Annotated in this window: 18 protein-coding genes, 1 tRNA gene and 2 other annotated features; of the genes, 16 read left to right on the top strand and 3 right to left on the bottom strand. The window is 37.7% G+C overall.

From position 1 onward, the window contains the following. From hflX to IGJ90_RS09120, 14 genes are all read left to right on the top strand, one after another. Positions 1-1,242, top strand: a complete 1,242-nt coding sequence (gene hflX, locus IGJ90_RS09185) for a GTPase HflX (RefSeq protein WP_104659741.1) — start codon at positions 1-3, stop codon at positions 1,240-1,242. 202 nt (positions 1,243-1,444) lie between these two features. Next, complete coding sequence (locus IGJ90_RS09180; protein ID WP_002388239.1) at positions 1,445-1,828, top strand: MerR family transcriptional regulator; 384 nt, start codon at positions 1,445-1,447, stop codon at positions 1,826-1,828. A 42-nt stretch (positions 1,829-1,870) separates the two neighbouring features. Then, on the top strand, positions 1,871-3,211 hold the full coding sequence (glnA, locus tag IGJ90_RS09175) for a type I glutamate--ammonia ligase (RefSeq protein ID WP_002356929.1): 1,341 nt from the start codon (positions 1,871-1,873) through the stop codon (positions 3,209-3,211). A gap of 256 nt (positions 3,212-3,467) precedes the next feature. Further along, on the top strand, positions 3,468-7,199 hold the full coding sequence (gene nifJ / locus IGJ90_RS09170; RefSeq protein ID WP_025186647.1) for a pyruvate:ferredoxin (flavodoxin) oxidoreductase: 3,732 nt from the start codon (positions 3,468-3,470) through the stop codon (positions 7,197-7,199). Positions 7,200-7,395: 196 nt separating this feature from the next. Next, entirely contained in the window at positions 7,396-8,280 is an 885-nt protein-coding gene (cdaA, locus tag IGJ90_RS09165; RefSeq protein ID WP_002389035.1) for a diadenylate cyclase CdaA, read from the top strand. Then, positions 8,277-9,440, top strand: a complete 1,164-nt coding sequence (locus IGJ90_RS09160) for a CdaR family protein (protein WP_002366928.1) — start codon at positions 8,277-8,279, stop codon at positions 9,438-9,440. Before cdaA ends, IGJ90_RS09160 begins: the two co-directional genes overlap by 4 nt. Beyond that, positions 9,433-10,788: a phosphoglucosamine mutase gene (gene glmM / locus IGJ90_RS09155; RefSeq protein WP_002356936.1), complete on the top strand. Its 1,356-nt coding sequence runs from the start codon at positions 9,433-9,435 to the stop codon at positions 10,786-10,788. Before IGJ90_RS09160 ends, glmM begins: the two co-directional genes overlap by 8 nt. Before the next feature lie 229 nt (positions 10,789-11,017). After that, positions 11,018-11,569, top strand: a complete 552-nt coding sequence (locus tag IGJ90_RS09150) for an ECF-type riboflavin transporter substrate-binding protein (RefSeq protein WP_002356937.1) — start codon at positions 11,018-11,020, stop codon at positions 11,567-11,569. 100 nt (positions 11,570-11,669) lie between these two features. Continuing rightward, a complete protein-coding gene (locus tag IGJ90_RS09145) occupies positions 11,670-13,376 on the top strand; it encodes an ABC transporter ATP-binding protein (protein WP_002366925.1) in 1,707 nt (568 codons plus the stop codon). Next, a complete protein-coding gene (locus tag IGJ90_RS09140; protein ID WP_002359933.1) occupies positions 13,373-14,206 on the top strand; it encodes an energy-coupling factor transporter transmembrane component T family protein in 834 nt (277 codons plus the stop codon). The genes IGJ90_RS09145 and IGJ90_RS09140 overlap by 4 nt, the downstream gene beginning before the upstream one ends. 442 nt (positions 14,207-14,648) lie before the next feature. Then, complete coding sequence (gene glmS / locus IGJ90_RS09135) at positions 14,649-16,457, top strand: glutamine--fructose-6-phosphate transaminase (isomerizing) (RefSeq protein WP_002356940.1); 1,809 nt, start codon at positions 14,649-14,651, stop codon at positions 16,455-16,457. Positions 16,458-16,811: 354 nt separating this feature from the next. Further along, positions 16,812-18,092, top strand: coding sequence for an aminoacyltransferase (locus IGJ90_RS09130; protein WP_002384322.1), 1,281 nt, complete (start codon positions 16,812-16,814; stop codon positions 18,090-18,092). Positions 18,093-18,139: 47 nt separating this feature from the next. Then, a complete protein-coding gene (locus tag IGJ90_RS09125) occupies positions 18,140-18,430 on the top strand; it encodes a hypothetical protein (protein ID WP_002359936.1) in 291 nt (96 codons plus the stop codon). 175 nt (positions 18,431-18,605) lie between these two features. After that, complete coding sequence (locus tag IGJ90_RS09120; RefSeq protein ID WP_438768013.1) at positions 18,606-19,571, top strand: hypothetical protein; 966 nt, start codon at positions 18,606-18,608, stop codon at positions 19,569-19,571. 87 nt (positions 19,572-19,658) lie between these two features. Here IGJ90_RS09120 and IGJ90_RS09115 read toward each other — a convergent pair whose 3' ends face one another. From IGJ90_RS09115 to IGJ90_RS09105, 3 genes are all read right to left on the bottom strand, one after another. Further along, complete coding sequence (locus IGJ90_RS09115) at positions 19,659-19,838, bottom strand: hypothetical protein (protein ID WP_016630994.1); 180 nt, start codon at positions 19,836-19,838, stop codon at positions 19,659-19,661. A gap of 213 nt (positions 19,839-20,051) precedes the next feature. Further along, entirely contained in the window at positions 20,052-21,542 is a 1,491-nt protein-coding gene (locus IGJ90_RS09110) for a glucosyltransferase domain-containing protein (protein ID WP_002398603.1), read from the bottom strand. Positions 21,543-21,699: 157 nt separating this feature from the next. Continuing rightward, positions 21,700-21,772: transfer RNA gene (locus IGJ90_RS09105), tRNA-Thr, on the bottom strand. Positions 21,773-22,036: 264 nt separating this feature from the next. Continuing rightward, positions 22,037-22,282 (top strand) — a binding site (T-box leader). Between the two features lie 300 nt (positions 22,283-22,582). Then, positions 22,583-22,833, top strand: a binding site (T-box leader). Positions 22,834-22,918: 85 nt separating this feature from the next. Between IGJ90_RS09105 and IGJ90_RS09100 the strand changes: the two genes are divergently transcribed. Both IGJ90_RS09100 and IGJ90_RS09095 read left to right on the top strand, forming a co-directional pair. Then, the gene (locus tag IGJ90_RS09100) at positions 22,919-23,989 is read left to right on the top strand and encodes a methionine ABC transporter ATP-binding protein (protein WP_002366919.1); all 1,071 of its coding nucleotides are present in this window, start codon (positions 22,919-22,921) and stop codon (positions 23,987-23,989) included. Between the two features lie 18 nt (positions 23,990-24,007). Beyond that, a complete protein-coding gene (locus IGJ90_RS09095) occupies positions 24,008-24,688 on the top strand; it encodes a methionine ABC transporter permease (RefSeq protein ID WP_002366918.1) in 681 nt (226 codons plus the stop codon). Positions 24,689-24,700 lie beyond the last annotated feature (12 nt).

The following is a 24,700-nucleotide window of genomic DNA, read 5'->3' as shown; positions in this document are numbered from 1 at the left end:
ATGACCACTCATGAAAAAGTGATTCTAGTAGGAGTTGAAACGGAAAAAAATTATCAGACATTTTCTGCATCAATGGAAGAACTGGCGAATTTAACGGAAACTGCTAATGGAGAAGTGGTGTTTGTTTTAACGCAAAAACGACCACAAGTTGATCGACAAACCGTAATCGGTAAGGGGAAATTAGAAGAATTAATTCAATTAACAGATGCCTATGAAGCGGATCTTGTGATTTTTAATCACGAGCTCACACCGCGTCAAAATCAACTGTTATCTGAAGCGTTAGCTGTGCGAGTAATTGATCGTGTACAATTAATTTTGGATATCTTTGCTTTGCGTGCGCGCTCCAAAGAAGGAAAGTTACAAGTTGAATTAGCACAATTGGATTATTTATTGCCTCGCTTGGCTGGTCAAGGAAAACAGTTGTCCCGACTTGGAGGAGGTATTGGGACGCGTGGGCCTGGTGAAACGAAATTAGAGTCGGACCGCCGACACATTCGGAATAAAATCTTAGGCATCCGTCGTGAGTTAAAAGAAGTCACTGCTCATCGTGAACGAAGCCGCCAAAAAAGACAAAATTCAGAACTATTTCAAATTGGCTTGATTGGTTATACCAATGCTGGCAAATCAACCATTCTCAACATGTTGACGACAGCAGGAACTTATTCAGAGGATCAATTGTTTGCAACGTTAGATCCTTTAACCAAAAAATGGCAATTGCCTCAAGGCATGGAAGTTACTCTGACAGATACGGTCGGCTTCATTCAAGATTTACCAACACAACTGATTGAAGCCTTTCAGTCGACATTGGAAGAAAGTCGGGCGATGGATTTACTGCTCCATGTGGTGGATGCAAGTGCGCCAGATCGTTTACAACATGAACGCACGGTTCAAACATTGATGAAAGAATTAGCGTTGGAAAATATTCCGTGCTTGACGGTTTATAATAAAAGAGATCAAGTGGACAGTAAAGAATTTGTCCCAACCTTATTTCCCAATGTATTGATCTCAACTAAAATTCCTGAAGATAAAGAACGACTGGTTCAAGCTATCCGTGCCCAAATGATGGAATTATTAGAGCCTTATCAATTAGAAATTAGACCAACTGACGGACAACTATTAAGTGAACTTCGCCGGATGACACTAATGATTTCAGAAGAATATGCTGAAAATGAAAATCGGTATATCGTGAAAGGTTTTGCGAAAAAAGAGTCTAAATGGTTGGCTGAATCCGAAAAAGAATAAAAAATGGTAAGTTGATTAGAAATGATTTGTAAAAACAAATCATTTCTATTTTTTTGGTTAGCAGGAGAAAATCAGCCATGAAAAGATGGGAAAGTCCATATTTATCAGGTTTTTTGTTTTATGTTAGAAAATCTAACATAAGTTCTTGACAATTTGTCATTCTATTGTTATTCTAAGAAATAACTAAGAGAGGAGGATGGAGATGAGAGAAAAAGAGTTACGCCGTTCCATGTCAGTTTTTCCAATTGGTACAGTTATGAAACTAACGGATTTGACCGCTCGACAAATTCGCTACTATGAAGAACAGGGATTGATTCATCCAGAACGTAGTGAGGGCAACCGACGCATGTATTCTTTAAATGATATTGATGTTTTGTTAGAAATTAAAGATTATTTATCTGATGGATTGAACATGGCAGGGATTAAGCGTGTGTATGAAATGAAATTAGAAGAACAAAAAAACACCGCCGAGGCAACTCGTCCGTTAACCGATGCAGATGTTCGTCAGATTTTATACGACGAAATCCTTTCGCAAGGAGGACTTACTCAGCAAAATCCGTTCCAATCGAATGTACCAAGGCTTTAACGTTTCAGCAGCCAATAAAAATGAAGGATGGGGATCAGACCGATGACAAGAAAAGCCAAAACGGCAGAAGAGATTAAACATATTGCAGAAGAAGAAAACGTACGTTTTTTACGACTAATGTTTACCGACATTATGGGAACAATTAAAAATGTTGAAGTTCCTGTGAGTCAGCTAGATAAAGTATTAGATAATAAAATGATGTTTGATGGGTCATCCATTGAAGGATTCGTTCGTATCGAAGAAAGTGACATGTATTTATACCCTGATCTATCTACATGGATGATTTTTCCGTGGGAAAGCGACCATGGAAAAGTTGCGCGCTTAATTTGTGATATTTACAATCCTGATGGTACCCCTTTTGCCGGAGATCCCCGCGGTAATTTAAAGCGCGCCTTAGCAGATATGAAAGAATTAGGCTTTACTTCTTTTAACTTAGGACCAGAACCAGAATTTTTCCTATTTAAATTAGATGAGAATGGTGAAATTACCACTGACTTGAATGATAAAGGTGGCTATTTTGATTTTGCGCCAACCGATTTAGGTGAAAATTGTCGCCGTGATATTGTTTTAGAGTTAGAAAGTTTAGGCTTTGAAGTGGAAGCTTCGCATCATGAAGTAGCACCTGGTCAACATGAAATTGACTTTAAATATGCGGATGTAGTTGATGCTTGTGACAATATTCAAACGTTCAAATTAGTTGTGAAAACTATTGCGCGCAAACATGGCTTGCATGCAACATTTATGCCAAAACCTTTGTTTGGAATTAATGGTTCTGGTATGCACTGCAATATGTCATTATTTAATGAAGAAGGTAATGTTTTTTATGACGAGTCAGGAGAGATGGGCTTAAGCCAAACTGCGTATCATTTCTTAGGTGGTTTGTTAAAACATGCCCGTGCCTATACTGCGGTATGTAACCCAACAGTGAACTCTTATAAACGCTTGGTACCAGGTTATGAAGCACCTGTTTATGTAGCTTGGAGCGGCAGAAATCGTTCACCACTCATTCGAGTTCCTGAATCTCGTGGTTTATCGACTCGTTTAGAGTTACGTTCTGTCGATCCTTCAGCGAATCCGTATTTAACAATGGCTGTCTTATTACAAGCAGGTTTGGATGGTATTCGTAATGAACTTACACCACCGCCAGCAGTTGATCGTAACATTTATGTGATGAATGAGGAAGAACGTCAACATGCACAAATTGAAGATTTGCCATCAACCTTACACAATGCCATCAAAGAATTACGTAAAGATCAAGTAATGATTGATGCATTAGGTCGTCACATTTTTGCCAATTTTGTAGAAGCGAAACGAATGGAATGGGCAGCCTTCCGTCAAACCGTTTCTGAATGGGAAAGAGAACAATATTTGGAGTTGTACTAAAAGCTGTTACTTTTAATAATCTTAATGTTTAGAAAGAGGGAGATAAGTCGAAACGCTTATCTCCCTCTTTCATTTTTTAGTTTGTGAACGAATAGATAATTTCTATTTCACAAAATAAAGTAATTTTAATTCAGTGAAATAGTTTGTTTATAGGGGAAAAAGGGGTTTTTCTCAATTTCTCTTTTATTTTTAAGCAAAAAAATTGACAAAATCTTTCATAATTTGTGAAATTCCGCTATAATAAACAAGAATATGCGTGCAACTATTCTATTTTTTAGATATAAAGGATGAGAAAAACATGCGAAAAATGAAAACAATGGATGGGAATGCTGCAGCAGCTTATATTTCCTATGCTTTTACAGAATTAGCAGCCATTTATCCAATAACACCAAGTTCAACGATGGCTGAACTTGTTGATCAGTGGTCGGCCGAAGGTAAGAAAAATATCTTTGGTCAACCTGTGAAAGTAGTCGAAATGCAATCGGAAGCTGGTGCTGCCGGCGTGGTCCATGGCTCTTTAAAAACAGGCGCGCTTACCACGACCTATACGGCTTCACAAGGGTTACTTTTAATGATTCCTAATATGTACAAAATAGCTGGAGAACTATTACCATCTGTTTTTCATGTGGCGAGCCGAGCTTTAACAACGAATGCTTTAAATATTTTTGGTGATCAAGGAGACGTAATGGCCGCACGCCAAACAGGCTTTGCTATGTTGTCAGAAAGCAGTGTGCAAGAAGTGATGGATTTGGCACCAGTGGCTCACTTAGCTTCGATTGAAGCGAGTGTACCATTTATGAACTTTTTTGATGGCTTTAGAACAAGTCATGAAATTCAAAAAGTGGCAGTTCTTGACTATGAAGAATTAGCACCCTTAGTAAATCAAGAGAAATTAGCCGAATTTCGTCGTCGGAGCATGAACCCGAATCACCCTTCCGTTAGTGGAATGAACCAAAATCCAGATATTCACTTTCAACAACGAGAAACAATAAATCCTTATTATGAAAAATTACCTGGTATTGTTCAAAAATATATGAAAGAAATTAATCGATTACGGGGCACCAATTATGATTTGGTGACGTATTATGGCGCAGAAGATGCGGAAGAAGTGATTGTCACAATGGGTTCAGTTGCGCAAACAATTGAACAGACGGTTGATTATTTACAAGAACAAGGAAGAAAAGTTGGCTTCCTTAATGTCCATCTTTATCGACCATTTCCAGTTGAAACATTTCTTGAAAAAATACCACAATCAGTTAAAGCAATTGCTGTCTTGGATCGGACGAAAGAGCCCGGTGCTGGTGGCGAACCGTTATTATTGGATGTCCAAAGTGCGATGTATGAAGCGGACATTCGCCCAACAATTATTGGTGGGCGCTATGGTTTAGGTTCTAAAGATGTGCTGCCAAATCAAATTGTTGCGGTTTTTGATGAATTAATGAAAGAACGTTCTGCCATGAAGAAGCGTTTTACAATTGGGATTGATGATGATTTAACTTATACTTCATTAGAAGTTGGCAAACCACTTGATTTGACGAATCCGAAAACCTATCAAGCTAAATTTTGGGGCTTTGGTTCTGATGGGACAGTAGGGGCGAACAAGTCAGCAATTAAGATTATCGGTGATCATACAGACAAGTATGCACAAGGCTTTTTCTATTATGATTCAAAAAAATCAGGCGGGTTGACCGTTTCTCATTTACGTTTTGGCGAGACACCCATTCGTTCAACGTACCTCATTGAACATTCTGATTTTGTGGCTTGTCATACAGCCGCTTATTTGCATACCTATGATTTAGTAAAAGGGTTAAAAAAAGGCGGGACTTTCCTCTTAAATACCATTTGGAATGATGAACAACTAGCACGATTTTTACCAAATCAATTAAAACGGTATCTAGCTGAAAATGAGATTCAGTTTTATACAATCAATGCAGTAAAATTAGCTAGTGAAGTCGGACTAGGTGGGCGAATTAATACCGCAATGGAAACAGCTTTCTTCAAATTAGCGGAAATCATGCCTTTTGAGCAAGTGTTGCCAATTTTAAAAGAAGAAGCACTGAAAAGTTATGGTCATAAGTCCATGAAAGTTGTCGAAAAAAATATTCAAGCAATCGATAAGACCGTTGAATTGTTGCATCAGGTACCTGTTCCAGCAGAGTGGAGAACGCTTGAAGTTCAACCTCGAAAACGTTCAGAAAATGTTAGTGATTTTGTTCATGAAATTGTTGAACCGATTAATCGTCAAGAAGGCAATGCGTTATCTGTTGCGACACTAGCGAAAAATGAGATGACAGATGGGCGGATGCCTTTGGGAACTGCGGCAGTTGAAAAACGTGGAGTTGCATTAGAAGTACCTGAGTGGATTAGCAATCGATGTACTATGTGTAATGAGTGTGCCTTTGTATGTCCCCATGCGGCGATACGACCATTCTTAGCAGATGAAGAAGAAATGACCGAAGCTCCAGAAGGATTCATTGTGCGTGATTTACGTGGTGCCGACGGCTTGAAGTATCGTATCCAAGTCTCAGTCAAAGATTGTACTGGCTGTGGTCTTTGTGTTGAAGCCTGTCCAGCTAAAGGCAAAGCTTTAGTAATGAAACCTTATGAAGAAGAAAAAGAGCAGGCTATGAATTGGGCGTTTGCTATGACGTTACGTCAAAAGGAAAACCCAGCAAAACCGAATACTGTTTTAGGTTCGCAATTTAATAAACCTTTATTAGAGTTTTCTGGTGCTTGTTCTGGTTGCGGCGAAACGCCTTATGTTAAATTATTGACGCAAATGTTTGGTGACCGAATGCTGATTGCTAATGCAACAGGTTGCTCATCGATTTGGGGTGCTGCAGCGGGTGTGACACCTTACACTACTAATGAACAAGGACAAGGTCCAGCTTGGTCAAATTCTCTTTTAGAGGATAATGCCGAGTTTGGTTACGGCATGTTGTTAGCAACGCAAGCGCGTCGCGAACGTTTAGCTAGTAAAATGACCAAAGCTTTTTCTGTAGCCAGTGATTCTTTACGTTTATTGATGGAAGATTGGATAGCACATCTGTCCGAAAGTGAAGGTACGCAACAACGTGCAGCTAAATTATGTGCAGCTTTGCTTGAAGAAAAAACGAATCAACCTTTATTGGAAGCAATTTATGACGATCAAGATCTTTTTGTTAAACCAAGTCAGTGGATGATTGGTGGAGACGGCTGGGCTTACGATATTGGCTACGGCGGTATTGACCATGTGTTAGCTAGTGGCGCTGATGTGAATATGTTAGTTCTAGATAATGAAGTCTATTCCAATACAGGTGGCCAAACTTCCAAAGCAACTCCGGCATCAGCGATTGCGAAATTTGCTGCCAGTGGGAAATATGCCTCTAAAAAGGATTTAGGGATGATGGCAATGACTTATGAAAATGTCTATGTCGCCCAAATTGCCTCAGGTGCAAACCAAATGCAGACGATTAAAGCTTTTGAAGAAGCAGAAAAATTCCCTGGACCATCGATTATTATTGCCTATACACCATGTATTACACATGGTTTAGCAGGTGGGATGAGTCAAACGTTGAAAGAAGCGAAAGACGCAGTTCATTCAGGTTACTGGTCTTTATATCGCTATAATCCATTATTGCGAGAAAAAGGCAAAGAACCAATGACATTGGATTTTAAAAAACCAGATTTTTCATTAATGAAAGAGTTTATGCGCCAACAAGTTCGCTTTGCATCCTTAGAATCTAGTCAACCAGATACAGCGGAATTGTTATTTAATAAAACAATTAATGATGCTAAGAGACGGTTCTATAATTATGCTCGTTTAGCTGGTCAAGAAGAAAAAATTCGAGCAAAACTAGAAAAACAAAGTGAACCAGAAATAACTGCGCCAGAGAACGAGAAGCCACGAGTGAAAAAAGAACGCGTAGTTGATCCGGAAGCGGAAGCAAGAAGGGCTGCCCGCCGCGCAGAACGAGCAGCCAAGAGAAAACAACGTGAGCAAGATTAAATAGAAGTCAAAAAAACGTGTCTGAGCTTTTTGCTTGGACACGTTTTTTAGTTAGAAATGCGATTTTTTGATGAAAAATTTCAAGTTATTTGAAAAAGTTCCTAAATTTTTTTGATGTTTCCGCTTGCGTTCTGTGATGAAAGAAAATAATGTGGTATACTTGTTAGGAAATCTTGAGAGAGAAGTGAGGGGTATGATGTCGTTTCAATTGAATCAATTATTAGATTTGAATTATTGGCAGCAAGTCATCTCAACGGATTTCTTATCTAAGGATTTTGTTATCAATATCATAGATATCCTAGTCGTATGGTACCTCGTTTACAAATTAATCATGCTTGTTCGTGGAACAAAAGCAGTCCAACTATTAAAAGGTGTCGCTGTTTTTATCATTATCCGCATTCTAAGTGAGATAATTGGTCTACATACATTATCTTGGTTAATGAATCAAGTCATCATGTATGGTGTAATCGCCGCGGTTGTTATTTTTCAACCAGAAGTGCGAAGAGGGCTGGAACATCTAGGGAGAAGTTCGTTTTTCCGCCCGAATAAAGGTGCGCAACAAGAAGATGAGCGTATTATTCAGGCCTTTGACAAAGCCATTCAGTACATGTCAAAACGGAAAATTGGTGCTTTGATAACCATTGAACGCAATACCGGTTTAGATGAATACATTGAGACAGGTATTGATTTGGATGCCGATATTACTGGTGAATTACTGATTAATATTTTCATTCCAAATACACCACTACATGATGGTGCAGTGATTATCAAAAATGAAAAAATTGCTGTTGCTAGTGCGTATTTACCGCTATCAGAAAGCAATTTAATTCCAAAAGAATTTGGAACGCGCCATAGAGCCGCAGTCGGTATCAGTGAAGTCAGTGATGCCATTACGATTGTTGTTTCTGAAGAAACTGGTGACGTTAGTTTGACGTTGAACAATGAATTAATTCCTGGTCTAACGCAAGAAGAGTATTTAACAATTTTGCGTAAGGAGTTAATTTCGGAATCATCGGAAGATAAAAAAAGTGCTTTGCAGCATTTTATCGATGATGTAACAAAGGGGGTTAAACGCAAATGAGAAAAGCCTCCCAAAAAAGCTGGTTTAATGGTTTGCTTTCATTGCTGTTTGCATTGTTGTTATTTTTTAATGCCAATGCAACAGGCAATAATCCCTCCAATTCAGGTTCAAGCCAAACGTATAGTGAAACACTGAATAATATTCCTGTCCAAGTCCAATACGATAAAGACAAATATTATGTCTCTGGATTTGAAGAGAGTGTAAATGTTCATTTACGTAGTGCGAACCGCATTCAATTAAACATGGAATCAAATGCTGACACACGAAATTTCCAAGTGGTCGCAGACTTAACCAAATTGCCATTAGGGACTTCGGAAGTGCCTTTGACAGTGCGGGGACTAAGTTCAGCTGTTACAGCTGAAATTGAACCGAAAACAGTGACTGTAACGATTGAAAAGAGAGTAACAAAAAAATTCGATGTAGAAGCACAACTTTCTGATAACATTGAAAAAGAAGGCTACAAAGTAAAAAATATTTCTGTAGATCCAAAAACTGTAGAAGTAACAACTGGAGAAGAAACAGCGAAAGCAATTGACAAAGTGATTGCGCCAGTCTCAAGTGCCAAACAAACAATTGATACGATTAAACAAACGGTAAATGTCCAAGCGCTAGATGCCAAAGGTCAAGTCCTAAGTATCGAAAATCCAGCACCACAAGTCAAAGTAACAGTAGGCTTAACCGCGCCAACGAAAGATGTACCACTGAATGTTAGTATGACAGGTACGCCACCTGCTGGGATCGCTCATTACAATTATAGTTTATCAACGTACCAAGTTAGGGTCAGTGGCCCGCAATCAATTTTAGATACGCTAGAATCAATTGAGGTACCGGTAGATATTTCTGATATTCGCAAAGAAACAAAACAATCAGTGACTATTCCCATTAATGGAGAATACGTAGTTACACCAGATGAGGTTGACGTTTCTTTGAGCCCCGTGTACAATCAACAACAGTCATCAAATACAAATGAAACTTCAGGGGAACCTGCAAGTTCAACAACGGTTGGCTCAGGTAGCCAAGCAGTACAACCAAGTACATCCAGTCAAGTAGAATCAAATACTTCTGAAACAACAAGTGAGGGATCAACAGTAGAAAGTACAACTGCTGGTTCAACTGAAAATACAGAGAATCAAGTGACTAAGGAGAATCAAAATGGGTAAATATTTTGGAACAGATGGTGTAAGAGGAATTGCAAATAAGGAGTTAACACCTGAATTAGCTTTTAAATTAGGACGTTACGGTGGTTATGTGTTGAGTCAACATGAAGATAGTTCAAGAAAACCTCGTGTTCTCGTAGGCCGCGATACACGTATTTCAGGTGAGATGTTGGAACAAGCATTGATTGCTGGATTATTATCAGTCGGAATTGAAGTTTTCCAATTAGGGGTGATTTCAACACCTGGTGTAGCATATCTTACTCGTTTACAAAAAGCATCCGCTGGCGTAATGATTTCAGCTTCACATAATCCTGCGGAAGACAATGGGATTAAGTTTTTTGGGGCAGATGGCTTCAAATTAGTAGACGATCAAGAAGCAGAAATTGAAGCATTGTTAGATGCAGAAGAAGACACCTTACCAAGACCTTCTGCAGAAGGCTTAGGCTCGTTAGATGAATTTCCAGAAGGCTTACTAAAATATTCGCAATTTTTAGTTCAAAGTATTCCTGGCGATTTAGCAGATATGACTGTTTGTTTAGATGCGGCCAACGGAGCAACTGCAACAGCAGTCAATCGTGTCTTCGCGGATTTAGAGACAGATTTCTATACAATGGGAACAAGTCCTAATGGATTGAATATCAATGATGGTGTGGGTTCCACTCATCCTGAAGCTTTGGCAGAAATGGTTGTTGAAAAAGGCGCAGATGCTGGTTTGGCTTTCGATGGCGACGGTGATAGAATTATTGCAGTCGATGAATTAGGACGAATTATCGATGGTGATAAAATTATGTATATTTGTGCTAAATATTTAGCTGAGAAAAAACGTTTAAAAAAAGATACAATTGTTACAACAGTGATGAGTAATCTAGGTTTCCATAAAGCTGTAGAAGAAATTGGCTTAAAAGATGTGGTAACGCAAGTGGGTGACCGCTATGTTGTAGAAGAAATGCGTAAAAATGATTACAATTTTGGTGGCGAACAATCTGGTCACATGATCTTTTTAGATTACAACACAACAGGTGATGGCATGCTTTCAGGGATTCAATTGTTGAATGTTATGAAGCAAACGGGCAAAAAATTATCTGAATTAGCGGATGAAGTGACGATTTATCCACAAAAATTAGTCAATATTCGTGTCACAGATAAAAATGGTGCAATGGAAGTTCCGGCAATCAAAGCAGTTGTCGAACAAGCAGAAGCAGAAATGAATGGCGAAGGTCGTATTTTAGTTCGTCCTTCTGGAACAGAACCATTGTTACGTGTGATGGCCGAAGCGCCAACACAAGAAAAAGTTGATTATTACGTTGATAAAATTGCTGAAGTAGTACGTGCAGAAATCGGCGTTGAATAAGAACCAATTAGAAACCAGACACTTAATGCTAGCTTGCGTTAAGTGTCTGGTTTCTTTGTTGGAAATCAAAAAAAGAAAATAGCTAATAAGCTCCGTCTATCATTGACATAGAGCGGTTAAAAGGGTACTATTTTAGAAGTAAGATGCACCGCGTATCTTCTTTTTTTATTTGATAAAATCAAGAAGGGGGCGGCTGTAAATCAATGGAGTTATAGAATGGAGGAGCGAAATGAAAGAAAAAATGTCCGTCAAGACAATTGTAGCAATTGGAATTGGCTCTGCAGTTTTTGTTATTTTAGGTCGATTCGTTGTGATTCCAACTGGGATTCCTAATACGAACTTAGAAACGTCGTATCCATTTCTTGCTTTAATGTCAGTTGTTTTTGGACCAGTAGCTGGAGGGCTAATTGGTTTGATCGGTCACACATTAAAAGATTTTACCACGTATGGTAGCGCTTGGTGGAGCTGGATTATTTGTTCAGGAATTATTGGTATTATTTTTGGCTTCGCTGGTCGTAAAATGGATCTTCAACATGGTGAATTTACAACAAATGACATGGTGCGTTTCAATATTTTCCAAGCCTTTGGCAATATCGTCGTTTGGGGCTTAATCGCGCCTAGTTTGGATATTTTGATTTATAGTGAACCCGCAAGTAAAGTATTTACACAAGGCGTATTCGCGACTGTTTCAAATATTGTCGCTGTGGGGATTATTGGAACATTGTTGATGAAAGCTTATGCATCAACAAGAACAAAGAAAGGCAGTTTATCGAAAGATTAAGAAACTGTCGAAATAATTTAAATGGTTAAGGGTCTGCCCTAGTAATTACTTTGCTAATGCTCAGACCCTTTCTTTTATGGAGAAACTGAGGTGAGGCCGAATGAAAAAACCAATCATTACTTTTAATAATTTTTCCTTTCAATATCATAGCCAATCTGAACCAACATTAAAGGGGATTCAATTAACCATCTATGAAGGAGAAAAGGTTTTAATCGTTGGGCCTAGTGGTAGTGGCAAATCAACATTGGCGCAATGTATCAATGGGTTAATTCCCAATATTTATGAAGGTGAGATTCAAGGAACAGCTACGGTTGCTGGTAAAAATATCCAAGAAACAAGTCTATTTGATTTGTCTTTTGATGTAGGAACTGTTTTGCAAGATACCGATGGGCAGTTTATCGGCTTAACGGTTGCTGAGGATATTGCTTTTGCTTTAGAAAACGATGCAGTTGAACAAGCAGAAATGAAAAAAGCGGTCCACAAATGGTCCGAGATTGTTGAGCTGAATCAGTTATTGCAACACCGTCCACAAGATTTGTCAGGTGGTCAAAAACAACGTGTATCTATGGCGGGCGTTCTAATTAACCAATCAAAAATTTTACTTTTTGATGAACCTTTGGCTAATCTTGACCCACGAGCGGGACAAGAAACAATGACTTTGATTGACACCATTCAACAAGAAACAAAAGCGACCGTTTTAATAATAGAACATCGCTTAGAGGACGTTCTTTGCGAATCAGTTGATCGAATTATTGTCATGAATGAGGGCGCAATTATTTCTGATACAACGCCAGATGAATTGTTACGTCAAGATACGTTGACCCAGCAAGGGATTCGTGAACCTTTGTACGTTACAGCCATGAAATATGCTGGGATTGATTTAACACAAGTTAGTCATTTAGACAAATTAGCCGAAGTATCAGGCGAAACGGTTTTGCCTAAAATGACACAGTGGTCTGTCCAACCTAGTTCAGTTAGTGCAGTCAAAGGAGCTGAACTATTACGTTTGGAACAAGTGTCCTATCAATATGATCGTCATGGTGAAAAAGTGTTAGATGACTTCTCAGTAACTGTTCATCATGGAGAAATGATCAGCATTGTAGGAAAAAATGGTGCCGGGAAGTCTACACTTTCTAAAATAATTTGCGGGTTCATCACGCCTCAATCGGGCAAGATTTTATGGGAAGGACAGGATTTTTCCAATTATTCAATCAAAGAACGTGCAGATAAAATTGGTTATGTGATGCAAAATCCCAATCAAATGATTTCTAAAAAAATGATTTTTGAAGAAGTAGCTTTAGGATTAGTTTTACGAGATGTGCCACAAGCAGAAATTGAGGAACGTGTGACGAATATTTTACATATTTGTGGGCTGTATCCCTTCCGGAACTGGCCGATTTCTGCATTGAGTTTTGGGCAGAAAAAACGGGTAACTATTGCATCAATCTTAGTTTTAGAACCTGAATTATTAATTTTAGATGAACCAACAGCTGGGCAAGATTTTAAACATTATACAGAAATGATGACATTTTTAGAAGAATTGAACCGCTTAGGTGTGACTATTTTAATGATCACTCACGATATGCACTTAATGTTGGAATATACAACACGTGCGTTAGTAGTTTGTGAGGGACGTTTACTAGCAGATGCGACTCCAGTTGCTGTTTTAACAGATGAAAAATTAATTCAAGCAGCTTCTTTAAAAGAAACGAGCTTGTTTACCTTTGCTAAAGCGTTAGGCTTGGAAAATCCCTTGCTATTTACGGAAAAATTTGTTGCTTACGATCGTGAGGTGCGTTTTGGATGAGTGAACGACAAATGTTAGGCTATCATCCTGATTCAACCTGGATTCATCGCTTAAATGGCACAAGCAAATTAGTCTTTTTAATCGTTGTCTCTGTGGCTTGTATGACCACGTATGATACTCGTTATCTGTTAGGAATGTCTGTGGTTTCGCTTGTTTTGTTAAAATTATCAAATATTAAATGGCATCAAATATCTTTTGTTATTAAATTTATTGCTATTTTTTCTTTGTTAAATATCTTAACGGTTTACCTTTTTGCGCCTGAATATGGGGTTGATTTATATCAATCACGTACCGTGATTTGGGAAGGAATCGGACGGTTTACTTTGACACAAGAAGAATTATTTTATGAATTTAATTTAGTTTTAAAATATTTCTGTACGATTCCGTTGGCATTAATCTTTTTATTAACAACAAATCCTAGTGAATTTGCCTCCAGCCTGAATCGAATTGGTGTGAGTTATCGGATTAGTTATGCAGTAGCGCTGGCTATTCGTTATATTCCCGATATCCAAGAAGATTTTTTTAATATTTCTTTAGCACAACAAGCGCGAGGTTATGAGATGTCTAAAAAGGGACGGTTAGGCCAACGAATCAAAGGCGTAGCACAAATCGTTTTACCCTTAATCCTATCTAGTTTAGATCGAATTGAAACTGTGAGTACCGCTATGGAATTAAGGCGTTTTGGTCAAAAGAAAAATCGAACGTGGTATGCGCAACAACCTTTTCATCTGCGTGATTTTTCGGTAATGTTACTTGCCTTATGCTTATTAGGAATCAGTTTCTGGTTGTTCCATGTGAATGGTGGCCGGTTTTATAATCCATTCCAATAAATAACAAATTGATAAGGTTCTATAAATAGAACGGATATTTTTTTATTATTAAGAATCTAGTACTTTCGCTTACTATGAGTGTACTAGATTCTTTTTTTACAACTTTAAAGAACTAGACCAATTTTCGGTTTTTAGATTTTTGTTGACAAGCACCTACTTTTAATTGTATGATTGTTTATGTTTCTACGGAATATATTCACAAAGGAGGTATATAGACCAATATCGGATAGCGCCAGACCTGAACGTTCAGGTGACGAGGAGAGAGCTTATCGAAGATTCGGCGGGTGGCTCTAGGGACTGCACTCTACAGATAACAAAGAAAAACTAATTGTGAAGTTAGAACAAAGCGGTTATCACGCAGGTAGAAACATATAATGGGATTTGCTAGTTAAACAGGACCTAGTAAATACAGAATTTCAATTGGAAAGTAGGAATTAGCATTATGTGTGGAATTGTCGGAATGATTGGAAAAGAAAATGTCACGGAAAGTTTGATTCAAGGATTAACAAAATTGGAATATAGAGGTTATGATTCTGCTGGGATTTGTGTGAATGATCAAAGCCAACAGCCCCATGTAGTTAAGGCAGTTGGGGGCATTGCCGATTTAGCAGCAAAATTAACGCCAGAAATCGATGGAACAGTTGGTATTGGTCATACTCGTTGGGCCACTCATGGCGAACCAACTGTCGCCAATGCACATCCCCATGTTTCAAGCGATCAACGCTTTGCATTAGTGCATAATGGTGTCATTGAAAACTTTGAAGAATTAAAAGAACAATTTTTAAGTGGTGCTCACTTAATTGGTGATACAGATACTGAAATCGTCGTTCAATTAATTGCTCATTTTGCTGAAAATGGTTTTTCAACAAAAGATGCTTTTAAAGCGGCTTTAGCCGAAATTAAAGGTTCATACGCTTTTGCATTAATGGATAAAATGGACCCCAATACTATCTATGTAGCGAAAAATAAAAGCCCGTTACTTATCGGTCTAGGCGAAGGCTTTAATGTTATTTGTAGTGATGCGATGGCGATGATTAAAGAAACCAATCAATTTGTTGAGATTGTTGATGGTGAAATTGTAACTGTTACAGCGGACAAAGTAGTAATCGAAACGCCAGAAGGACAAGTAATCAACCGAGAACCTTTTGAAGCGCAATTAGATTTAAATGACATTGAAAAAGGAACATATCCGTTTTATATGCTCAAAGAAATTGATGAACAACCTGCAGTGATGCGCAAAATTGTTCAAGCGTATACTCAAGGTGAAAAAGTGACTTTAGATGAGGCGTTACTTGAAAAAATTAATCAATGTGACCGAATTTACATTATTGCTTGTGGAACAAGTTATAATGCAGGTTGGGTCGGAAAATCTTTAATTGAAACGATTGCCAGTATTCCTGTGGAAGTTCATTTATCAAGCGAATTTGGCTACAACATGCCTATTTTATCTGAAAAACCGTTCTTCATTTTCTTAAGTCAAAGTGGTGAAACGGCGGATAGTCGTCAAGTACTGGTACAGGTTAATGAATTAGGGCATCCATCACTTACATTAACAAATGTTGCTGGCTCAACATTATCACGTGAAGCGGACGATACCTTGTTATTACACGCTGGACCAGAAATTGCTGTCGCTTCCACCAAAGCTTATACTGCTCAAATCGCTGTCTTAGCTATTTTAGCAAAAGCAATTGGCGAAGAACGCCAAACATTAGCAGCCGTCTCATTTGATGTGGCTCACGAATTGAGCGTGGTAGCAGCTGTCATGGAAACCTTGATTGATGAAAAACAACAAATGAAAGCCTTGGTGGAAGATTATCTGACGTATACTCGAAATGCCTTCTATATCGGGCGAGGAGTCGACTATTATGTGTCGATGGAAGCGGCCTTGAAGTTGAAAGAAATTTCCTACATTCAAGCAGAAGGCTTTGCGGCAGGTGAATTGAAGCATGGAACGATTGCCTTAATTGAAGAAGGAACACCTGTGATTGGGATTGTGACAGATGCCAAAGTCGCAGCCCATACAAGAGGCAATTTAAAGGAAGTCGAAAGTCGTGGAGCAAGAAATATTGTGATTGCTTTGGAATCCTTGGCAAAACCACAGGACCAACTGATTATTCCAGATGTTCATCCGTTACTTTCTGCCTTAGTTAGCATTGTTCCAGGCCAATTATTAGCGTACTATGCAACCTTACAAAGAGGCTACGATGTTGATAAACCAAGGAACTTAGCCAAAAGTGTAACTGTTGAGTAAATCAAGAACCTGAGAGAAAGATGTTCAACGGGTTTTCATGAGTTTTAATATCTGAGGTCGGGACAGAAGCGTTTAACTCCGAGAAACGCGTAGTGTTGCTTCTGTTCCCGCCGTTTATAAGTTTTTGAGCGTGGAGCAAAAATCCAAAGTGATTTTTGTCCCACGCTCAGATATTTTTTATAAAAGAAAGATATTCAGTCAAAAATGAAAGATTCCAAAGAAATTCTTTTTTTTCCGTTGAAAACTGTTTGCATTTTAGCAAAATTAGATATAATTAATAAGAACCGAAAAATAAGAATTAGCCAGTGAGGTAACTTTGTTTGAAAGAAAGCAAAAAGTAGGTTAAGCTGAAAAGTGCTAATTTATTTAACAAAAAAAGATTGTGAGTTGTTTGATATGGATCAGTTTAGTACATTAACTGAACAAGAATTTACTACCTTTGCAATGACACATCCTGCAGGTAACTTTTTAGAAACACCCGAAATGAAACATTTATTGGAACGACGTGGCTGGCATTGTGAATACGTTGGCGTCAAACGAGAAGGCCAACTAATTGCTGCGTGTATCCTAAGCAAGAAAAAAGTCAAAATTGGTTATGCTTTCGACATTGACGGCGGGATTTTGATGGATTATACAGATAAAAAATGTGTAGAAGCCTTTTTCACAGGCTTAAAAAAATATGTGAAAAAAAATGATGGCCTTTATTTAACCTTTACTCCAAATAAACAAATTTGTTTACGTGATTTTAATGGCGGTGAAGTTGAAAAGGTCAATCAAGAAACATTTGACTATTTCACATCAATTGGTTTTGAACACCAAGGGTTTGATGTGCACAATTTTGATGGCGCGCCACGTTGGCTGTTTGTCAAAGATATGGCTGGATTAACAGAAGAAGAGCTTTGGAAATCTTATGGAAAAGATGCTAAATATGACATCAAGAAAACATGGGAATATGGAGTGACAACCCGAGAACTTCGTTACGAAGAGTTACCTCTCTTTAAGAAATTAACGGAAGAAACAAGTGCACGACGTAATTTTGAAGATAAGGATTTAGCTTATTACCAAGCTGTTTATGAAGAGTTTGGTGAACGAGCGAAATTTATGGTGGCGGAACTAAACTTTGCTACTTATTTAGAAAATCTTCATGAGAAATTACGCAAATTACAAGAGACGCTCAACGAAGTCAATGAAGCGTTAATTGCCAATCCTAAAAGCCGTAAAAAAAATAACCAGAAACGTGAATTTGAAGATGAAGTTCGTACCGTGCGCAAACGGATTGACGAGGCTAAAGAAATGAAAACATCAGATGAACCTGAAATTTTAGCAGGCGCCTTATTCATTGTTCATCCACAAGAAGTGGTTTACTTGTTTAGTGGTACGTATGAAAAATATAAACAATACTATGCACCGTATTTAATTCAACATAAAATGTTAACTTACACAGTAGAAAATAACATTCCCAAATATAATTTTTATGGCGTTGACGGTGTCTTTGATGGAAGTGATGGGGTTCTTAAATTCAAACAATCCTTTGGCGGTCATGTCGAAGAATTAATGGGCAATTTCCAATGGAAAGCCAAACCAATGAAATATGCCTTATATCACGCATTAAAAACAATTAAAGAAAAAGTCTAAAATTAAAACCTAATCCTTAAAAAGGAATGGCAAAGTGAGGCGTTTAAATGGAAAATCAAGTTGAGGTTATGACGTATGCACAGTTAAAAGAAATTATGCAGGCGTTAGAAGCAAACGAAGCGATTACAGAAGATACAAAAGTCTTTATTGATACAGGCTGGGATAGCGTGCAAGAAGTAGCACCAGATGCAGTCAGTATTGAAAAAGTTGCTAAATTTACAGTAGCAGATGTTTTAACAAACGAAAGTTTTGCTGGGTATAGTTTAGAAGAAAAGGCGGAGAAGATGAACGCTGAGGGCGACCTAGAAACGGCAATTATTATTCGTAATCTTTACTAAAAAAGTCCGTTTGAATAGTTAAAATCGAGGTCGGGACAGAACCGTTTAGCTCCGAGCAACGCGTAGTGTTGGTTCTGTTCCCGCCGGTTATCAGGTTTTGAGCCTGGAGCAAAAATCCAAAGTGATTTTTGTCCCAGGCTCATCTGCTTTAAATAAGAAATAAAGGAGGTTAGATATGAGTACCATTCATGAATTTCCAAAAAACTATGAACGTTTTATTTCACAAGGAGAAGAAGCACTTGTAGAACATAATCAGATCGCCGCTTTAGAAAATTTTCAACAAGCCTATCAGCTACAACAAACGCCGCCAGTAAACCAAAAAATTGTCCAATTATTGTTGGAAATGGGTGAAGCTGATGAAGCACTAGCATTGGCAGAAGCGTTCCAAGAGTCTTATTTTGAGAACCTTGAAACAGCGGCAATTTATATGCAAATTTATAGTCAAAGTCGTCGCTTTATTGAAGGGTATATTTTATTGAAGCAATTACTTCAAACTAAAAAAATAACGCTAGCACAACAAAAAACGTTAGAACAGCAATTAATGCAAGTGGAAGAGGCGTATCAACAATTAGAAACGCAGCAAATTCAAGCAATTAAAAGGAACTTGTTAGTAAGCGATCAATTGCCCGTTTATCAACAATTAGCGAACATTAAAACCAGTTTATATTTGCCTAAACCAGTATTTGTGGAAGTCGCAAAAGATTTAGTTATGAACCAAGCACTTAGTTATTTTGCTCGGGAATGGTTCATTGAAGAATTAGCACTGTTGCAATTTTCAGAACCACTGACTTTTCTTTGGTATGACAATCAGCCTCAGACAGTCTTACTAGAAGGAAAAAATGGACCGTTAAATACGCCGATCTATTCCGAAATTTGTACTGAACTTAGGAATCGTTTAGAAAATGATGATCCAATTATGCTGCAGCATTTGGAAGAAGAAATTCGGTTGCATCTTGCCTATTTGTATCCATTAGCAGAGACGGTTATTTCAGATCCAACTATCTGGGTCTTGGGTTATTTGGCAACCTACTATCCTGAATATATTGAAAAAGAATTGACTGAAGCAAAAGGCCATCAAATCGCTGCTGTTCAAAAAGTTCAACAGGCGATACGAACGGCTTTTACACAAATAATGCTTTAAAAAATGGCACGTCCTAAAAACGAGGACGTGCCATTTTTTCGGTTTCAGAAATTTGCTGAATCTGCTCTAATTGCTTTTCTTGACTGATTATTGCGGATAATAGAAAAAAGCAAGACAGAAATAAGTAAAAAGGATTCCTTGAATCAAGCAAATCACAACGAACAATGGCGTTGCTCCTGGAAAAGAATCAGAAATCCGTGTAATTAAAAATTCAATTAACCATAAAATCATTGAAAATAAAAATAATTTTTTCTGACGAGTTCTCATAGTCCGCAACAACCTTTCTGGTGATTTTCACTTCTCTATCATAACATAGAAAACGAGCTGTTTTTTCTCAAAAATTTTGTTACTTCATAAGAAAAATGGGAAATAAACAAGTTTCAGGAAGTAATAAATGTACCCGAAAAGAATACTTAATCCATCTTAATCAAACCATACAGTCACGTTTATTGCAAAAGAAGTGTTTTTGGATGGAACAAATTATTTCATAAACACAAATATTTCTTTGTTGTTTGTATAAATGTCATAAAAGTGATTACTTACTACTTTTTGATTTTTAGACATATCCGTATCGGTCAGTGGTGCCATCTCTACTCCTAAATTCGATGAAGTATTGAACCAAACGTAATTAGGGAAGTATAGACCGTCATTTGGTGGCACAATTTTTGAAAGAATTGGGTAGTTTCGACTTGTATTAGCATAAACAGTTGAATTTTTGAAAAACGTATTTAAATAAACTTTTTTTCGTTCGTTTGTTACAACATTTTTTAAATCATCTGTTAAAACAGCTGCTTGGCGATTGAATGCTTCTTTTTGATAGTTTAATGTGGAAGAATACACCAAAACAAACGATAAAATATAATAAGATAACAAGCTGGCCACAAGTAACGAAGTTAGATAAATTGCTTTCACTTGTCGATTGTTAAATAAACTTAACATGCTGATTGTAACAAAAACAGCAAATCCGTAAATATAGCGAGGCGCATCACCAGCGATATTTCTTGAATAGACAATAAAAATACCAAAACTTAAGAGAGAAGCAAGTCCTAAATACAAGATACAATAAAGGAAACTTAAGCCTAAGTTGATTTTGCTATTTGATAGATGACTAATAAAAAATAAAACAAGCAGTAGGAGCAGTAATAAAAGCCATAAACGATTACTCTGGTTCAATAGCTCTGAAAAATAATGGTAACTATTTTGATAAGCCACACTGGGAATATCGTGAAAACTTGGTAAGGCCTGACTGCCCCCAATGTTGTTTGTTGCAGAAGGTACAAATTTTAACTCGATAAGGTAGCTGACTATAGAAAGTAGATAAGCGATAGCAGCAAGTGCGACTTTTTTACAAAGAGCAATGAAATTTTCTCCAGCAAGTAACTGCTTGAAAGTAAGGAATAAGACGATAACTATATAAATTCCTGACGAGGCTTGGTAAGTATTAAACATAACAAACAGTGAAAAGACAGAAACCAAGAAAAACGTAAAAGAATTACGCTGCCACCAATAAAAAGGAAGAAACGAACAAAAAATACTCAATGCCATATAGGGACTATCAAACCTGAAACTAAGACATTGAAGGAACCAAGGATTGAGGCCAATTAAAGTAGCTACTAAAGAGGAACCCCAGCTAATTTTTTGGTCATTGATGATATAAATTGCCAGTATGCTTGTGAGAGATAAGATAAGACCTGTTAGAATCGGTGTGGTCAAGCCCAGATCTGTCAAATGACGACTTCCTTGAACAAACCATGAGAGAAATTCACTGCCCCAACGTGCGTAAGTCGTACCAAAATCTGTCATTCCAGCGACTTGGCGAGCATTATCATCTAAGTAAGGGAAATTGATAATGCCGATGGATAAAACTGCCACTTGATAAATTAAAATGATCAATAGAAGATAGGCTTTATTTTCAATACACCAATTCTTTAAATCAAATTTTTTTGATTCTGTAGGTAATTGTTTCATCATTGTACTCCACTCCAATAATTATTTAACAATTAAAATATACCATAACGAGTGGAATGAAGAAATTGCTTTTGTTATTTTCTCATCTTGACAGAACACTAAGGATAGGCAAAACAAAAAAATCCCAACTCTTTAATAAAGAGTTGGGATTTTACCAAAAAGCCACCTGCCGGGCTTGAACCGGCGACCCCCACCTTACCATGGTGGTGCTCTACCAACTGAGCTAAGGCGGCACTTTCAAAGGCTAAACTAACTCGAGGATTGCAACGAAGTGAAACCCATAGAGTTCATTTTCAAAGGCTACACTGCGACGAGTAATCGTCAAAGTTCCTTTTGAAAAATCGTACAAATCTTGTGCACAAGAAATAGAATAACGTATAGACGAAAGTTTGTCAATTGCTCTTTCGTAAAAAAAGAAAAATGATTTTTTTTCTAAGAAAAACTGTTGACAATCTCTTTTTTCTCTAGTAAAGTGTAAATCAACATCACAGATAACTATTCATTCGTTGAAGAGAAGAGTAAATTTTGATGACCTTCAAAAGAGAGTCCTGATTGGTGAAAAGGGACAAGGTTCAGAAAAGTTGAAGATGGCCTCTGAGAATAAATTGCTGATAAGTAAGCAATTTCGGCTAAGCACCCGTTACCATGTGCACCAAGTTAATAAAGACTTGGATAAGAGATGAGATATAAAGAATCAGTTATATTTCGAAAAAAGGTGGTACCGCGAATCATTCGCCCTTTACTAGCAAAACGCTAGTGAAGGGCTTTTTGCTGTGAATCACTACGACTGGCGCGAAGCGACAGAGTAGATGATGAACAGTACAAGATGACCGAAGGGCAGGTTGTATCATTTGCACGAAAGTGTTCCTACGATTCTCGCCAAGGCTGTGATTCTCGTCACAGTTAAATCCTGTTGAGCACTACGACTGATGCAAAGAGAGAGAGCAGCTATTATCTGCGATTACTCGATGCTTGAAGGGATAGGAACTCTAGTCTGTTTGATTTTGAAAATAAACGAAAATCAGTTTAGAATGAATAAAAATAAAAAAGCAGTGATATAGTAAGTACAAGACTTGATTTGTTTAACAGAGAGCCTAGGTAGCTGAGAATAGGTGACAAAGACGTTTTGGAAAATGGCTATTGAGCAAGCGCTCCGAGTGTTAAACACAAGGCGGCGACGGGGGCTCCCGTTATCGAGCTAGGGTATCGAACATATTGTTCCGTACTTGAAAAGGGAATTTGTGTGAGCAAATTCTGAACATGAGGTGGTAACACGCAAAAAAGCGTCCTCAACGATACAACTTGAGTTGTGTCGTTGAGGATGCTTTTTTCTTTTTTGTGAAAAAATGCAGGTTGGTAAGAATGAAGGGGGATAAAGAATGATTGAACTAAAAAATATCAGTGTGACATTTCAACAAAAAAAACAAGAAATTCAGGCTGTCCAAGATGTGTCTTTGACAATTGATAAAGGGGATATCTACGGAATCGTTGGGTATTCCGGTGCTGGAAAAAGTACGTTAGTACGGGTAATTAATTTATTGCAACGACCAACAGCGGGCACCGTTATTATTAACAAAGAAAATATTTTAACTTTTTCTAAAAAGGAATTACGACAACAACGAAAAAAGATTGGAATGATTTTTCAACATTTTAATTTGATGAAAGAGCGGACCATATTTAGTAATATCGATTTTTCATTAAAATATTCTGGGCTAAGTAAAACTGAGCGGCGTCAAAAAATCAGCCATTTATTAGAGCTAGTTGGACTAAGTGAAAAACGGGACGCTTACCCCAGTCAACTATCAGGAGGGCAAAAACAGCGGGTTGCGATTGCCCGCGCTTTAGCAAATGATCCTGAAATTTTACTTTGTGATGAAGCGACGAGTGCGTTAGATCCAAAAACAACAGGACAGATTTTAGCTTTGTTAAAAAAGTTAAATCAAGAACTGAACTTGACGATTGTCTTAATCACCCATGAAATGCAAGTGGTTAAAGAAATTTGTAATAAAGTCGCGGTGATGGAAAATGGCTGTGTTGTCGAATCAAACGATATTGTTTCGATTTTTAGTCAACCCCAACAACCTTTAACCAAAGATTTTATTCGGACAGCAACTCATATTGATCAAGCATTAACCACGATTCTTGAACATCCTAAATTAGCTGATTTAGATAAAAATCAAGAATTAATTGAGTTTTCTTATGTGGGAGATCAAACGAACGAGCCATTAATTGCACAATTGTATAGCCAATATCAGGTGTATACGAATATCCTTTATGGCAATGTCGAAATTGTTCAAAACGTTCCTATTGGCCATTTAATTGTGGTGCTTTCTGGTGATGAGGCCCAGCGTCAACAAGCCCTTACTTATTTAGCGAAACAAGGCGTGCGAACCAATGTTTTGAAAACCTATCAGCAAACGAAGCAAAAGAAGAATTTACAGGTGATTTAAAAAAGGAGTGAACTGAGAATGTATCAATTATTTGAGAAATATTTTCCGAATGTTGTCCAATTAAAACAAGAATTTCTTCAAAGTACATGGGAAACAGTATACATGGTTTTTTGGACAGCCTTGATTGCTGGCGTGTTAGGAGTCTTATTGGGTGTCGTGCTTGTCAGTACTGGCCCCAGTGGTGTTTTGAAAAATCCACCCCTGTATAGTGTCTTAGAAAAAATTATTAATGTTTGCCGCTCTATTCCTTTCATCATTATGCTCGCACTGATTCAACCATTAACACGAATTTTGGCAGGAACGACAATTGGTACAACCGCAGCGTTAGTCCCATTAGTTATTGGCGTAATCCCGTTCTTCGCGCGCCAAATTGAAAATGCGTTATTAGAAGTGGATCCTGGCGTTATCGAAGCGGCAGAAGCTATGGGGACGAGTCCCTTAGGGATTATTTTTCGGGTTTATCTAATTGAAGGGTTACCAAGTATTATTCGTGTTTCAGCAGTGACAATTATTAATTTAATTGGATTAACAGCCATGGCAGGAGCGATTGGGGCCGGTGGTCTGGGCAACTTAGCGATTACTCGAGGCTACAATCGGTTTCAAACCGATGTGACATTTATGGCCACGTTAATTATTTTAATTATGGTATTTATCAGTCAAGCCATTAGTAATCAATTAATCAAAAAAACATCACATTAGAAAAAGGAGAAA

The organism is Enterococcus sp. AZ129, assembly GCF_051714505.1.
GTDB lineage: Bacteria > Bacillota > Bacilli > Lactobacillales > Enterococcaceae > Enterococcus > Enterococcus faecalis.
This window is presented reverse-complemented; position numbering and strand designations above follow the sequence as displayed.